The organism is Mesorhizobium sp. P2_D5, assembly GCF_056404355.1.
In genome coordinates this window covers 554,519-568,659 of sequence record NZ_JBFUEE010000001.1, presented here as the reverse complement: position 1 = coordinate 568,659, position 14,141 = coordinate 554,519, and the positions used below count along the sequence as shown (strand labels likewise).

General features: G+C 63.6%; 14 protein-coding genes. 11 read left to right on the top strand and 3 right to left on the bottom strand.

The window, feature by feature from the left end:
• The first annotated feature begins 54 nt into the window (after positions 1-54).
• Positions 55-822, top strand: a complete 768-nt coding sequence (locus AC1DYW_RS02745) for a class II aldolase and adducin N-terminal domain-containing protein (RefSeq protein ID WP_477225025.1) — start codon at positions 55-57, stop codon at positions 820-822.
• Between the two features lie 11 nt (positions 823-833).
• Here AC1DYW_RS02745 and AC1DYW_RS02740 read toward each other — a convergent pair whose 3' ends face one another.
• Entirely contained in the window at positions 834-1,466 is a 633-nt protein-coding gene (locus AC1DYW_RS02740) for an HAD family hydrolase (RefSeq protein ID WP_477225024.1), read from the bottom strand.
• A gap of 257 nt (positions 1,467-1,723) precedes the next feature.
• Here AC1DYW_RS02740 and AC1DYW_RS02735 point away from each other — a divergent pair, with 257 nt between their 5' ends.
• On the top strand, positions 1,724-2,683 hold the full coding sequence (locus tag AC1DYW_RS02735; RefSeq protein ID WP_457150178.1) for a sugar-binding transcriptional regulator: 960 nt from the start codon (positions 1,724-1,726) through the stop codon (positions 2,681-2,683).
• Positions 2,684-2,742: 59 nt separating this feature from the next.
• On the opposite strand, the gene AC1DYW_RS02730 is transcribed toward AC1DYW_RS02735, so the two are convergent.
• Positions 2,743-2,928: a hypothetical protein gene (locus AC1DYW_RS02730; protein WP_095084331.1), complete on the bottom strand. Its 186-nt coding sequence runs from the start codon at positions 2,926-2,928 to the stop codon at positions 2,743-2,745.
• Between the two features lie 110 nt (positions 2,929-3,038).
• On the opposite strand from AC1DYW_RS02730, the gene gcvA reads away from it, so the two are divergent.
• From gcvA to AC1DYW_RS02685, 9 genes are all read left to right on the top strand, one after another.
• Entirely contained in the window at positions 3,039-3,944 is a 906-nt protein-coding gene (gcvA, locus tag AC1DYW_RS02725; RefSeq protein WP_477225023.1) for a transcriptional regulator GcvA, read from the top strand.
• 230 nt (positions 3,945-4,174) lie between these two features.
• Entirely contained in the window at positions 4,175-5,485 is a 1,311-nt protein-coding gene (locus tag AC1DYW_RS02720; RefSeq protein WP_477225022.1) for an ABC transporter substrate-binding protein, read from the top strand.
• Positions 5,486-5,607: 122 nt separating this feature from the next.
• Positions 5,608-6,480: a carbohydrate ABC transporter permease gene (locus AC1DYW_RS02715; RefSeq protein WP_477225021.1), complete on the top strand. Its 873-nt coding sequence runs from the start codon at positions 5,608-5,610 to the stop codon at positions 6,478-6,480.
• A gap of 11 nt (positions 6,481-6,491) precedes the next feature.
• Positions 6,492-7,316: a carbohydrate ABC transporter permease gene (locus tag AC1DYW_RS02710; protein WP_095083370.1), complete on the top strand. Its 825-nt coding sequence runs from the start codon at positions 6,492-6,494 to the stop codon at positions 7,314-7,316.
• 51 nt (positions 7,317-7,367) lie between these two features.
• The gene (locus AC1DYW_RS02705) at positions 7,368-8,366 is read left to right on the top strand and encodes an ABC transporter ATP-binding protein (protein WP_095083372.1); all 999 of its coding nucleotides are present in this window, start codon (positions 7,368-7,370) and stop codon (positions 8,364-8,366) included.
• Positions 8,367-8,368: 2 nt separating this feature from the next.
• Complete coding sequence (locus AC1DYW_RS02700; RefSeq protein ID WP_477225566.1) at positions 8,369-9,139, top strand: L-iditol 2-dehydrogenase; 771 nt, start codon at positions 8,369-8,371, stop codon at positions 9,137-9,139.
• An 86-nt stretch (positions 9,140-9,225) separates the two neighbouring features.
• Complete coding sequence (locus AC1DYW_RS02695; RefSeq protein WP_477225020.1) at positions 9,226-10,704, top strand: mannitol dehydrogenase family protein; 1,479 nt, start codon at positions 9,226-9,228, stop codon at positions 10,702-10,704.
• Positions 10,705-10,718: 14 nt separating this feature from the next.
• Entirely contained in the window at positions 10,719-11,402 is a 684-nt protein-coding gene (locus AC1DYW_RS02690) for an HAD family hydrolase (protein WP_477225019.1), read from the top strand.
• A complete protein-coding gene (locus AC1DYW_RS02685; RefSeq protein WP_477225565.1) occupies positions 11,396-12,982 on the top strand; it encodes an FGGY-family carbohydrate kinase in 1,587 nt (528 codons plus the stop codon). Before AC1DYW_RS02690 ends, AC1DYW_RS02685 begins: the two co-directional genes overlap by 7 nt.
• A gap of 72 nt (positions 12,983-13,054) precedes the next feature.
• On the opposite strand, the gene AC1DYW_RS02680 is transcribed toward AC1DYW_RS02685, so the two are convergent.
• A complete protein-coding gene (locus tag AC1DYW_RS02680) occupies positions 13,055-14,140 on the bottom strand; it encodes an ABC transporter ATP-binding protein (protein ID WP_457150826.1) in 1,086 nt (361 codons plus the stop codon).
• Between the last annotated feature and the right edge of the window lies 1 nt (position 14,141).

Below are 14,141 nucleotides of genomic sequence, written 5' to 3'. Positions count from 1 at the left end.
GTTGCGAGGCAGGGCTGGTCGCGGCATTCTCGCCTCTTTCACGGAGTGTCCTCGATGAGCATCGCCCGCCTGCAAAAGGAAACGCTGACCAACCTGCCCTTCTACGAGGAGCGCGTCGACCTCGCCTGCGCCTTTCGCTGGACGGCAAGGCTCAACATGCACGAGGCAGTGGCCAATCATTTCTCGCTGGCGGTCAATGACGACGGCACGCAGTTCCTGATGAACCCCAACCAGGTGCATTTCTCGCGCATCAAGGCGAGCGACCTGCTGATGATCGACGCCAACGATCCGGATACGCTCTCGGGGCCGAATGCGCCCGACCCGACGGCGTGGGGGCTGCATGGCGCCATCCATCGCAACGTCCGCCACGCGCGCTGCGTCATACATGTGCATTCCATCCACGCCACGGTGCTGGCATCGCTCGCCGACTCTCGCCTGCCGCCGATCGACCAGAACTCGGCGATGTTCTTCAACCGCCATGTCGTCGATGCCCATTATGGCGGGCTGGCCTTCGAGGAGGAGGGCGAACGCTGCTCGCAGCTCCTCGTCGACCCCAAGGTCAAGGTGATGGTGATGGGCAACCACGGCGTGCTGGTCATCGGCGACACGGTCGCCGATGCCTTCAACCGCATGTTCTATTTCGAGCGTGCCGCCGAGACCTACATCAAGGCGCTGTGGACCGGCCGCCCGCTGCGCACGCTGTCCGACGCGATCGCCGAGAAGACCGCAAGCGAGATGGACGACTATCCCGGCCAGGCCGAACGCCATCTCAGCGAGTTGAAGGCGATCCTCGACGAGCAGGAACCGGTCTACCGCAACTGAGCCTCTGAAGGCTAAAGCCCGAGTTCGGTGCGCAATTCCTCGGCGCTGTTGATGACGATAGCGCCGGGCGGGCCTTCCATCGGCTTTTCCGGCCAGAAGATCGTCGTCATGCCTGCCGCCAGCCCCGCCATGGCGCCCGGCCAGCTGTCGTCGATCGCTATCGCCTGCGCGGGAGCGACGCCAGCGAGATACGCGGCGCGCAGGAAGGGTTCGGCGTGCGGCTTGCCCTCGCGCACATCGTTGCGGCTGATCGTCTTCATGCCGGGATAGGTCAGCCCGACCATCCGAAGGTTGGCGTCGACGATCATGCGGTCCGAATTCGACACCACGGCTTGCGCCACGCCCCTTGCCCGCAAGTCGTTGAAGATTTCGATCGCACCGGGGCGCGGCTGCAAGCGCTTGACCAGCGGCAGATAGTGCTCGTATTTGCGGACGATCCAGTCGTCGAAGGGCAGGTCCAGGCCGAACTCGTCGCGCATCATCTCATAGACCGGCCAGGCGGCGACGCCGAGCACGCGCTCATGCAGGTCGGCCGGCGGGACGAGGCCGACATTGCGCATCGCCGCCACCAAGGCGGCCTCGTGCAGCGGTTCGCTGTCGACCAGCGTGCCGTCCATATCCCAGAAAACCGCTTTCGGCGTCATGCAAGGCTCCTTTTTGCGATCCCTTAAAGGGTTTACGCGGGGAGATAAACCTTCCCGATCGCAGAACGTGCCGGCCGTCGGAACTGAAAGCGATGGTCTTTCTCCGGCGCAATCATCGCCGGAGGAGGAAATTTGCGCGCCGTCTGTGCCGAGGATTGCAAGCAATTGCCCTTGAGATAGACAATTGCGCAGCGGCCCGTTCCCTGCAAGAGTAGACGCGGACCGCGCTCATGACCGGCGGTTTCGGGAGGCAGGACGTGAATACCCGGCAGGATGGCGGCAGCAACAGGCTGGACGACGCGGCACGCGCCGGCTGGCTTTATTATGTTGCCGGCAACACGCAGGACCAGATCGCCACCACGCTCGGCATATCGCGGCAGACGGCGCAGCGGCTGGTGTCGCTGGCGGTGTCGGAAGGCTTGATCAAGGTCCGTGTCGACCATCCCATCGCCAACTGCCTCGATCTGGCGGCGCGGTTGAGATCGCGCTTCGCGTTCGACCTGGTCGAGGTGGTGCCGAGCGATCCCAATTCATCGTCCACCACCATCGGCATCGCCGAGGCGGCCGCGGCCGAGATCGAGCGGCGGCTGCGCTCGCCGACACCGATCGTCATGGCGATCGGCACCGGCCGCACGCTGAAAGCGGCGATCGAACAGTTGCCGCCTATGGAATGCCCGCAGCACAAGGTGGTGTCCCTGACCGGCAACATCTCGCCGGACGGCTCGGCCGCCTTCTACAACGTCATCTTCACCATGGCCGACCGGGTCAAGGCGCGATCCTTCCCGATGCCGCTGCCGGTCATCGCCTCTTCGCCGGAGGAGCGCGAGATGCTGCTCAACCAGCCGATGATCCAGCCGACGCTGGCGCTGGCCGCCGAGGCCGACGTCACCTTCATCGGCATTGGGGATCTCGGCCCCAAGGCACCGCTCTATGAGGACGGTTTCATTTCCGAAAGTGAATTGAAGGCGCTGCAGAAGGCCGGCGGCATCGCCGAAATCGTCGGCTGGGTTTACGATCGCGAAGGCCGCATGATCGAGGGCATCACCAACGACCGGGTGTCGTCGGCTTCGCTGCCATCGCGCGAAAAATCACTGGTGATTGCACTGGCGATGGGCGAACGCAAACTGCCGGGTATCCTGGCGGCGGCCAACCGGCGGCTCATCAACGGCCTCATCACCGACGAGCGGACGGCGGCTGCCCTGCTGGCCAGCGTCTGACCGGGCCGCCATCGATCGCAGGACACCGGCGCGACTGATTTCGGATAAAGCCAGCCGGGCTATTTGCCTCGCCCAAAAGGGTCGTTGCCGTCGAGGAAGCCGACGTCGCGCTGCAGATGCGGCGACAGGTCCCTGATGTCGAGATGCGTCCGTTTTCTGATTGCGAACCAGCCCAATCCGTCCGTGAGCCACGAAATCCAGCGATGATCCGGAGCGGGAGTGCACTTTTGCTGCGCCATGGTCATGATCGTCAACCTTCGCTATCCTGAACCCGAATGAATGGTTGACCCTGAATGTCGGTCTTGCCGGCCGGCTTTGCCAATCGAACATCTGTTATGGCCCATAAGGAGGTTTTATGCCTGACCTCAGCTCGCGACAGCTCTCCCAACTCCCGCCGCTGCAGGCGATCAGGGTGTTCGACGCGGTGGCGCGGCATCTTTCCTTCACCAAGGCCGCCGAGGAGCTCGCCATGACGCAGGCGGCGGTCAGCTATCAGATCAAGGTGCTGGAGGAGCGCGTCGGCGCGCCGCTGTTCCTGCGCCGGCCGCGGCAGATTGTGCTGACCGAAGCCGGACAGCGCCTTGCCCCGGGGGTCAGTGAAGCCTTTGCCCTTCTTGGTCAGGCCTACGCCGCGGCGCGCGGCGGCGCCGACGGGCTGCTGTGCGTCACCACAGTGCTGACCTTTGCCTCGAACTGGCTGGCGCACCATCTGGGCTCGTTCCAGATCGCTCATCCCTCCCTTGCCGTTCGGCTCGAGACGTCAAGTCGCCTGACCGACTTCGCCCGCGAGGATGTCGATCTCGCCATCCGTTCGGGCGGCGGCAAATGGCCGGGCCTGGAAGCCTACAAGCTCCTCGATGCCGATTTCACGCCGATGCTGAGCCCGAAACTGGCGGCGAGCATCGGCGGCGTCAAAGAGCCGGCCGACCTGTTGCGGCTGCCGATCCTCGATCCCGGCGACATCTGGTGGACCGAGTGGTTTTCGGCTGCCGGCGTGAACTCGCACGACCTTGCCAAACGGCCCGGCAGCAGCATGGGCGCGCAGGCCTATGAGGCCAATGCAGCCATCGCCGGCCATGGCGTGGCGATCCTGACCCGGGCGCTGTTCAAGGCGGAACTCGCCGACGGCCGCCTGATCCAGCCTTTCGACCTGGTGGGCGACGATGGCCACGCCTATTGGCTGGTCTATCCCCAAGCGCGCCGCAACGTGCCGAAGATCCGCGCCTTCCGCGACTGGCTGCTGACCGAAATCGCCTGCTGACAGGCAAGTCCTCCGGCAAGCCAATCCTGCCCTGTCGCCTGATAGCTGTCCTGTCGCCTGAATGCCCGGGACCGGCGAAGTCGGCTTGGCAATTTTCACGCACCGATGGTCCCGTCGACACCGCCGAGTGCTGCGCTGCAGCATCGAATCGGGCTTGACATAATTAACGCCAAGTGAGTAATTGCTCATAGCCAAGGCAAATGCTCATCTTGGTTCATGGGAGGAATTTGATGAAACTTCGCACGCTCACCCTGGGCTTGTTGTCGGCCAGCGCTCTTGCCTTCGCCGCACATGCCGAATCCATCACCATCGCCACCGTCAACAATGGCGATATGGTCCGCATGCAAAAGCTGACGGAAGACTTCACCAAGGCTAACCCCGACATCCAGCTCAACTGGGTCACGCTCGAAGAAAATGTGCTGCGCGAGCGTGTCACCACCGACATCGCCACCAAGGGCGGCCAGTATGACGTGATGACGATCGGCACCTATGAAGTCCCGATCTGGGCCAAGCAGAGCTGGCTTCTGCCGCTCGACAAGCTCGGCGACGACTACGACGCCAAGGACATCATCCCCGCCATTGCCGGCGGTCTTTCGGTTGACGGCAAGCTCTATGCAGCGCCTTTCTACGGCGAGAGCTCCTTCGTCATGTACCGCAAGGACCTGATGGACAAGGCCGGGCTGAAGATGCCCGACGCGCCGACCTGGGACTTCATCAAGCAGGCCGCCGACAAGATGACCGACCGCGCCAATGGCGTGAACGGCGTCTGCCTGCGCGGCAAGGCCGGCTGGGGCGAGAACATGGCTTTCCTGACCGCCATGTCGAACTCCTTCGGGGCACGCTGGTTCGACGAGAACTGGAAGCCGCAGTTCGACCAGCCCGAATGGAAGAACACCCTGCAGTTCTATGTCGACCTGATGAAGGCCGACGGCCCCGAGGGCGCATCGTCCAACGGCTTCAACGAAAACCTGGCGCTGTTCCAGCAGGGCAAGTGCGGCATGTGGATCGACGCCACGGTCGCCGCATCCTTCGTATCGGACCCGAAGAACTCGACCGTCGCCGACAAGGTCGGTTATGCGCTGGCGCCCGACAATGGCCTGGGCAAGCGCGGCAACTGGCTGTGGGCCTGGTCGCTGGCCATTCCTGCCGGCACACAGAAGGCAGATGCCGCCGAGAAGTTCGTTTCCTGGGCAACCAGCAAGCACTATGCCGAACTGGTGGCCTCGAAGGAAGGCTGGGCCAATGCTCCTCCCGGCACGCGCTCCTCGCTCTACGCCAATGCCGACTACCAGAAGGCGGCTCCGTTCGCCAAGATGACGCTGGACTCGATCAATGCCGCCGATCCGACGCATCCGACCGTCAAGCCGGTGCCCTATGTCGGCGTGCAGTTTGTCGCCATCCCCGAATTCCAGGGACTTGGCACCACCGTCGGCCAACTCTTCTCGGCGGCTCTCGCCGGCCAGTCGAGCGTCGACGATGCCCTGAAGCAGGCCCAGGACGCTGCCACCGCGGCAATGACCGAAGGCGGTTATATCAAGTAGGCTCCTCCCGGTGCCGAATGCCGGTCGCCTCCTTGACCGGCAACGGCCGCCCGAGTCCCAGTTCGGGCGGCCGCCTTTAACGCCTTTTGAAAATTCAGTCTGACCATTGAAGGGTGACCGTCATGGCTACTCAGCAGACCCGTTCGCTTGCCCGTTTCATGATGGCGCCATCTGTCGTGCTGTTGCTGGTCTGGATGGTTGTTCCACTGGCGCTCACGCTGTGGTTCTCCTTCCAGCAGTACAACCCGCTCAACCCGATCCGCGACGGGTTCGTAGGCTTCTCGAACTACGCGCTGTTCTATTCCAACCCGGCCTTCCTGCAATCGATCCTCAACACGCTTACGCTGGTGATCAGCGTGCTCTTGATCACGGTGATCGGCGGCATCCTGCTGGCGCTTTTGATCGATCAGCCGATGTGGGGCCAAGGCATTGTCCGCATCCTCGTCATCTCGCCGTTCTTCGTCATGCCGCCGGTGGCCGCATTGGTCTGGAAGAACATGATCATGCACCCGCAATACGGGATTTTTGCCGACATAGCGCGCTTCTTCGGGGCCCAGCCGATCGACTGGTTCGGGCAGCATCCGATGACAGCGATCATCATCATCGTCGCCTGGCAATGGCTGCCCTTCGCGACGCTGATCCTGTTGACCGCGCTGCAGTCGCTCGACGGTGAGCAGAAAGAGGCCGCCGAGATGGACGGCGCCGGCTTCATCAGCCGCTTCATCTACCTGACGCTGCCGCACATGTCGCGCGCCATCACCGTCGTCATCCTGATCCAGACGATCTTCCTTTTGTCGGTCTATGCCGAGATCCTCGTCACCACCAATGGTGGTCCTGGATACGCCTCCACCAACCTGCCCTTCCTGGTCTACCAGAAGGCCTTGCTGGAGTTCAAAATCGGACAGGCATCCGCCGGCGGCATCATCGCTGTCATTCTCGCCAATATCGTTGCCTTCTTCGCCATGCGCGCCGTCGGCAAGAACCTGGACAAGTAAGGGAGATTGAGATGGCACGTGCAGTCACCACCCAGCACAAGACAATCGCGACCGTTGCCGCCTGGATCGTCGCGCTGCTGATCTTCTTCCCGATCCTCTATACGATCATCACCTCGTTCAAGTCGGAGCAGGAAGCGATCCAGGGCTTCAACCTGATCCCGTCGGGGACGTTCGAGAGTTACACCGAGGTTCAGGCGCAGAGCGGCTACTTCAAGTTCTTCTTCAACTCGGTGCTGCTCTCGGTCGGCTCGACCATCCTGGCCCTGCTGGTCGCCATTCCGGCGGCATGGTCGATGGCTTTCTCGCCGACCAAGCGGACCAAGGACATCCTGATGTGGATGCTGTCCACCAAGATGATGCCGGCGGTCGCCGTGCTGTTCCCGATCTACCTGATCTTCCGCAACTTCGGGCTGCTCGATAGCCGCGTCGGCCTGATGGTCATGCTGATGCTGATCAACCTGCCGATCGTGGTGTGGATGCTCTACACCTACTTCCGCGAAATCCCGGGCGAGATCCTGGAAGCGGCGCGCATGGACGGCGCTTCGCTGTGGAACGAGATCGTCTATGTGCTGACGCCGATGGCGGTGCCGGGTATCGCCTCGACCATGCTGTTGAACATCATCCTGGCCTGGAACGAGGCGTTCTGGACGATCCGGCTGACCACCACGGACGCCGCACCCCTGACCGCCTTCATCAGCTCGTTCTCAAGCCCGCAAGGCCTGTTCTGGGCCAAGCTTTCGGCCGCCTCGACGCTGGCCATCGCCCCAATCCTGATCATGGGCTGGTTCAGCCAGAAGCAGCTGGTGCGCGGCCTGACATTTGGTGCGGTGAAGTAACAGAAATTGCCTGACGCAATCCGGCAGAAATAAGCCCTCGGGGAGGAAACCATGGGAAACATCACGCTCAAGAACGTCTCCAAGCATTTTGGATCGACGATCATCATCCCCGGCCTCGACCTGGTGATCGAAAATGGCGAGTTCGTCGTCTTCGTCGGCCCCTCGGGTTGCGGCAAGTCCACGCTGCTGCGCCTGATCGCCGGGCTGGAGGACACCAGCGGCGGCACCATCAACATCGATGGCCGCGATGTCACCGGCGAAGCGCCGGCCAAGCGCAAGCTGGCCATGGTGTTCCAGTCCTACGCGCTCTATCCGCACATGACGGTGGCCAAGAACATCGCCTTCCCGCTGAAGATGGCGGGCGAAGACCAGGCGACCATCGACAAGAAGGTGAAGGATGCGGCGCGCGTCCTGAACCTGACCAACTATCTCGAACGCCGGCCCGGCCAGCTCTCCGGCGGCCAGCGCCAGCGCGTTGCCATCGGCCGTGCCATCGTGCGCCAGCCCTCGGCCTTCCTGTTCGACGAACCGCTGTCCAACCTCGACGCGGCGCTCCGCGGCACGATGCGGCTGGAGATCAGCGAGCTGCATCATCAGCTCAAGACGACGATGATCTACGTCACCCACGACCAGGTCGAAGCCATGACAATGGCCGACAAGATCGTTGTGCTGAACGCCGGCAACATCGAGCAGGTCGGCTCGCCGATGGAGCTCTACAAGACGCCGCGCAACCTGTTCGTCGCCGGCTTCATCGGCTCGCCGAAGATGAACCTGATCGAAGGGGCGCCGGCGGCCAAATACAGCGCCAAGACCATCGGTATCCGTCCAGAGCATATGGAGATCTCGACCACGGCGGGCGAATGGAAAGCCATCGTCGGCGTTGCCGAGCATCTCGGCTCCGACACCTTCCTGCATGTCCAGGCCGATGGCGTCGGTCCGCTGACGGTGCGCGCCGACGGCGAACTCGCCGTCCACCACGGCGACACCATCTACCTGACGCCCGACAAGGCCAAGCTGCATCGCTTCGGCGCTGACGGGAAGGCGATGTGAGGATGCGCCTGGCCGGCAAATCCGCGCTGATCACGGGTTCGGCCCGTGGCATCGGCAGAGCTTTCGCCGAAGCCTATGCCGGCGAAGGCGCCACCGTTGCCATTGCCGACATCAATCTCGAGGCTGCGCGGAAGACAGCCGCCGAGATCGGCGGCAAGGCCTATGCGGTCAAGCTCGACGTCACCGACCTCGCCTCCATCGAGGCGGCGGTGAAAACCGTCGAGACGACGACCGGCGGCCTCGACATCCTGATCAACAACGCCGCCCTGTTCGATCTCGCGCCGATCGTCGAGATCACCAAGGCAAGCTACGACAGACTGTTTTCCGTCAACGTCGCCGGCACGCTGTTCATGATGCAGGCAGCAAGCCGCTCGATGATCGCGCGGGGCAAGGGCGGCAGGATCATCAACATGGCGAGCCAGGCAGGACGGCGCGGCGAGGCGCTGGTCGGCGTCTATTGCGCCACCAAGGCCGCTGTCATCTCGCTGACCCAGTCGGCGGGGCTCGACCTGATCAAGCACCGCATCAACGTCAACGCGATTGCCCCTGGGGTCGTCGACGGCGAGCACTGGGATCACGTCGATTCGCTGTTTGCCAAGTATGAGAACCGGCCGAAGGGCGAGAAGAAGAGGCTGGTTGGCGAGGCGGTGCCGTATGGCCGCATGGGCACGGCGCATGACCTCACCGGCATGGCGGTCTTTCTCGCCAGCAGCGATGCCGAATACATCGTCGCCCAGACCTACAATGTCGATGGCGGCCAGTGGATGAGTTGAGGGCGGGGGTGGTCTCTGCTCCTCGTCCCTCCGCGGGGAGCAGAGGCCGACAAACGAAGGCCGAAGCCGGCCAAAGGGTAAAACAGATGACCGTGAAACTCTCGTCTTCCAACCTCGCCAAGCTGCCCGCCAAGGTTGCCGGTCCCAAATACGACCGCGCGGCGCTCAAGCCCGGCATCGTCCATTTCGGCGTCGGCAATTTCCACCGCTCGCATCAGGCCGTCTATCTCGACGATTTGTTCAATTCGGGCATCGGCCATGACTGGGCGCTGGTCGGCGCCGGCGTGTTCGAGGGCGAGAAGATCGGCCGCGGCAAACTGGAGGAGCAGGACTGGCTGACCACCGTGGTCGAACAGGATAGCGGCCATATGAGTGCCCGCGTCACCGGCGTCATGATCGACTTCCTGATGCCGGGCGATGCGGCCGGTATCATCGAACGGCTCGCCGACCCGGCGATCAAGATCGTTTCGCTGACCATCACCGAAGGCGGCTACTTCATCGACCCGGCTTCCGGCGTCTTCAACCCGACCCATCCCGACATCGTCGCCGACGCGCAGCCGGGCGCCACGCCGAAGACGGTGTTCGGCATCATCCTCGCCGGGCTGGTCCGCCGGCGCGATGACGGCGTCGTGCCGTTCACCGTCATGTCCTGCGACAACATTCCCCACAATGGCCACGTCACCTCCGATGGCGTCATCGGCCTTGCCCGGCTGATCGACGAGGATCTGGCAAACTGGGTCAGCGAGCATGTCGCCTTTCCCAATGGCATGGTCGATCGCATCACGCCGGCCACCACGGATCGCGAACGCGGCATCCTCGCCAGTGAGTTCGGGCTGGAGGACAACTGGCCGGTGTTCTGCGAGCCGTTCCGGCAATGGGTGCTGGAAGACCATTTCACCGACGGCCGGCCGCCACTGGAGAAGGTCGGCGTACAGTTCGTCAAGGACGTCGCGCCCTACGAGCTGATGAAGATCCGCATCCTCAACGGCGGCCATGCCACCATCGCCTATCCAGCCGGTCTGATGGACATCCATTTCGTCCATGAGGCGATGCAGGAACCACTGGTCAGCGGCTTTCTGGCCAAGCTCGAACGGGAAGAGATCATTCCGACCGTGCCGCCAGTACCGGACACGGTCCTGGAGGACTATTACCAGCTCATCGAGAGCCGTTTCTCCAATCCGAAGATCGGCGACACGGTGCGCCGGCTCTGCCTCGACGGCTCCAACCGCCAGCCCAAATTCATCATCCCGACCATTGCCGACCGGCTGAAGGCCGGAAAGGGCGTCGCCGGCCTGGCGCTGGAATCGGCCCTTTGGTGCCGCTACTGCTTCGGCACGACGGACAGCGGCGCCGTCATCGAGGCCAACGACCCGAGCTGGGACCGGCTGCAGGCGACGGCAAGGGCGGCAAAGGACGCGCCGGCCGCCTGGCTTGCCATGGAGGACATCTATGGCGATGTCGGCCGCGCCACGGCGTTTGTCGAGGCCTTTGCCCATGCGCTCAACGTGCTGTGGGCGAACGGCACGCGCGCGACGCTGACGCGCTACCTCGCCGGCGCGCTCTGAGACCTTTCGGCGCCATGACGCCTGAACTGGTCATCTTCGATTGCGATGGCGTGCTCGTCGACAGCGAGGCGCTCTCCGTCTCGGCGCTGCTTGGCATGATCCGGCTTGCCGGCGGAAGCATCGGCGAGGATGTCGCCTACGAGCATTTCCTCGGCAAGAGCATGAAAAGCGTGCGCGAGATCCTCGGCCGCGACTTCGGGCTTGAAATCACCGACAGCCAGCTCACCGACATGCGCGTCGAATTGATGCGCAGGTTTCGCGAGGAGCTGAAGCCGATCCCTGGTGTCAAGGAGATGCTGCCGAGGCTCGGGCTGCCGTTCTGTGTCGCGTCCTCGGGCACGCTCGACCGCATCCGCTACGCCCTCGACGTCACCGGATTGCTCGGGCTGATGGAGCCGCATCTGTTCAGCGCCGCTATGGTAACCACGGGAAAGCCCGCGCCGGATCTGTTCCTCCATGCCGCCGCCAGCATGCGAGCCCATCCGCGCAAATGCCTCGTCGTCGAGGACAGCCCGGCCGGTATCGCGGCGGCGCGGGCGGCGGGCATGCGCGTCTTTGCCTTCACCGGCGGCTCGCATGCCGGCAACCCGACCTTGCAAGCGCGGCTTGCGTCGAGTGAACCGGACTTTATATTCGCTGACATGCTGCAATTGCCCGATCTGATTGCAGGCCTGGGAGCGAGAGTAAGAGCATCTTGAAACAGTTCGTTTGCGCGGTCGATGTCGGCACCGGGAGCGCTCGCGCGGGCATTCTCGACACCAGCGGCACCTTGCTCGGCCGTGCCGAACGGCCGATCGCCATGAACCAGCCGAAGCCCGATCACGCCGAGCATGATTCGCGCGATATCTGGTCCGCCGTCTGCATCGCCGTGCGTGCCGCGCGCGAAAAAGCCGGCGTCGCCGCCGAAGATGTCGTCGGTATCTCCTTTGATGCCACCTGTTCGCTGGTCGTGCGCGACCGGCAAGGCGAACAGCTCAGCGTCTCGGTCACCGGCGACAGGCGATGGGACACCATTGTCTGGCTCGACCACCGCGCCATCGCCGAGGCCGACGAATGCACGGCCAGCGGCCACGCCGTGCTCGACTATGTCGGCGGCGTCATGTCACCGGAAATGGCGACACCGAAGCTGATGTGGCTGAAACGGCACCTGCCGAAGATCTGGAATGAAGCCGGCTATCTATTCGACCTGACCGACTTGCTGACCTGGCAGGCGACCGGCTCGCTGGCTCGTTCGCAATGCACGCTGACCGCCAAATGGACCTATCTGGCGCATGAGGAGACTGGCTGGCGCCGCGATTTCTTCGAGCTCGTCGGCCTCGACGATCTTTTTGAGCATGGGAACCTGCCCGAGAGGGCCAGTCCGGTGGGCACCGATATCGGGCCGCTGACGGCGCAAGCGGCGGCGGATCTCGGCCTCACGCAGAAATGCCGGGTCGGCGCCGGCGTCATCGATGCCTATGCCGGCGCGCTTGGCGTGCTCGGCGGGTTTGCCGGCGACGAACAGGACATCGGCCGCCACCTGGCGCTGATCGCCGGCACGTCGAGCTGCGTCATGGCGATGTCGCCCGATCCACAACCCTTCGCCGGGGTCTGGGGTCCCTACTACGGCGCGGCGCTGCCGAAGCTGTGGCTCTCGGAGGGCGGGCAGTCCGCCACCGGCGCCCTGCTCGACCATATCATCCGCTGGCACGGCGCCGGCGGCGAGCCGGACGCCGCCATGCATGCCAAGATCGCCAGGCGTGTCGCCGAACTGCGCACCGCCGAAGGCGAGGCGCTCGCGGCACGGCTGCATGTGCTGCCGGACTTCCACGGCAACCGTTCGCCGCTCGCCGATCCGCACGCCGTCGGCGTGGTCAGCGGGCTGACGCTGGACTCGTCCTTCGACAGCCTGTGCAAGCTCTACTGGCGCACCGCTGTCGGCATTGCGCTGGGCGTGCGGCATGTGCTGGAGGCGTTGAACGAAAACGGCTACCTGATCGACACGCTGCATGTCACCGGCGGCCACACCAAGAACCCGCTGCTGATGGAGCTCTATGCCGACGCCACCGGCTGCACGGTGGTCGAGCCGCTGGCCGACGAAGCGGTGCTGCTCGGCACCGGCATGGTCGCCGCCACCGCGGCCGGGATTTTCCCGGACCTCAACGCCGCCTGCCTTGCCATGCAGCAGGGCGGCAGGACGCGTGCGTCGAACCCGAAATCGGCCGGGCGTTTCGACCGCGATTACAGGATTTTCCTGGAGATGCACCGGCAGCGGCAGATGCTGGACGCGATACGGTAGCGCACGTCTCTAAATCAAAGAGATGGAGCATCATGTCGTCCGAAACCGCTTCACACTTTCCGGCATCATGCTCTATTGGCTCAGCAGGGACGCGCCGGACTCGGCATCGAACAGATGAAGGCTCGTTTCGTCAACGGTGTAGCGGACATTGCTGTTGACGGCCGGGCATTCGCGGGTCGGCACCAGCGCGCTGATTTCCTTGCCGCCGGAACCGAAGATCACCAGTGCGTCGTTGCCATGAAACTCGATGAGGTCGGCCGTGCCTTCCAGAAGGTTGCCGGCTTCAGGGCCGGCGGTCTTCAGGTCCGGAGGCCTGATGCCAAGCACTGCGCGCTGGACGCCTTGCAGATCGAAGCGGGAGCCTTCGATGGAAAAGATCGATCCGGCACTCGTCAGCGTCCAGCGGTCTTCCTTTCGTCCGACCGTGACGTCGATGAAATTCATGTTCGGCGTTCCAATGAACCCGGCGACGAACAGATTGCCTGGCCGCTCGTAGATTTCCGCCGGCGAGCCGATCTGCTCGATCCTGCCATCGCGCAGCAGCACGATGCGGTCCGCGAGCGTCATCGCCTCCAACTGGTCGTGGGTGACGTAGACGGTGGTCGTCTTCAACGACTGGTGCAGCCGGGCGATCTCGACGCGCATGTGGTTGCGAAGCTTGGCATCCAGATTGGACAGCGGCTCGTCGAACAGGAAGACCTTCGGCGTCTTGATCATGGCGCGGGCAATCGCCACGCGCTGCTGCTGGCCGCCGGACAGTGCGGACGGCTTGCGGCCGAGATAAGGGTCCAGGCCCAGCGTCTTCGAAACCGCTTCGACGCGCTGTTGTATTTCAGCCATCGGCACCTTCTGGCGCTTCAGGCCGAAGGCGATGTTGTCGAAGATCGTCATATGCGGGTAGAGCGCATAGTTCTGGAACACCATGGCAATGCCGCGATCGCCCGGGTCGAGGTCATTGACCACCTTGCCGCCGATCGAGACCTCGCCGCCGCTGATATCCTCCAGCCCCGCCAGCATGCGCAGCAAGGTCGACTTGCCGCAGCCGGAAGGCCCCAAGAAGACGACGAATTCGTGTTCCTCGATGCTCAGATTGAGGTCGCGGATGACGGTCGTGGCGCCATAGGATTTCTCGACATGGGAGCAGGTAATCGCGGACATG

Excerpts from the sequence above, each read along its gene's own strand:
- AC1DYW_RS02745 (WP_477225025.1), top strand. The coding sequence starts at position 55 with ATGAGCATCGCCCGCCTGCAAAAGGAAACGCTGACCAACCTGCCCTTC.
- AC1DYW_RS02740 (WP_477225024.1), bottom strand. The coding sequence starts at position 1,466 with ATGACGCCGAAAGCGGTTTTCTGGGATATGGACGGCACGCTGGTCGAC.
- AC1DYW_RS02730 (WP_095084331.1), bottom strand. The coding sequence starts at position 2,928 with ATGACCATGGCGCAGCAAAAGTGCACTCCCGCTCCGGATCATCGCTGG.
- gcvA (WP_477225023.1), top strand. The coding sequence starts at position 3,039 with ATGCCTGACCTCAGCTCGCGACAGCTCTCCCAACTCCCGCCGCTGCAG.
- AC1DYW_RS02720 (WP_477225022.1), top strand. The coding sequence starts at position 4,175 with ATGAAACTTCGCACGCTCACCCTGGGCTTGTTGTCGGCCAGCGCTCTT.
- AC1DYW_RS02715 (WP_477225021.1), top strand. The coding sequence starts at position 5,608 with ATGGCTACTCAGCAGACCCGTTCGCTTGCCCGTTTCATGATGGCGCCA.
- AC1DYW_RS02710 (WP_095083370.1), top strand. The coding sequence starts at position 6,492 with ATGGCACGTGCAGTCACCACCCAGCACAAGACAATCGCGACCGTTGCC.
- AC1DYW_RS02705 (WP_095083372.1), top strand. The coding sequence starts at position 7,368 with ATGGGAAACATCACGCTCAAGAACGTCTCCAAGCATTTTGGATCGACG.
- AC1DYW_RS02700 (WP_477225566.1), top strand. The coding sequence starts at position 8,369 with ATGCGCCTGGCCGGCAAATCCGCGCTGATCACGGGTTCGGCCCGTGGC.
- AC1DYW_RS02695 (WP_477225020.1), top strand. The coding sequence starts at position 9,226 with ATGACCGTGAAACTCTCGTCTTCCAACCTCGCCAAGCTGCCCGCCAAG.
- AC1DYW_RS02690 (WP_477225019.1), top strand. The coding sequence starts at position 10,719 with ATGACGCCTGAACTGGTCATCTTCGATTGCGATGGCGTGCTCGTCGAC.
- AC1DYW_RS02680 (WP_457150826.1), bottom strand. The coding sequence starts at position 14,140 with ATGTCCGCGATTACCTGCTCCCATGTCGAGAAATCCTATGGCGCCACG.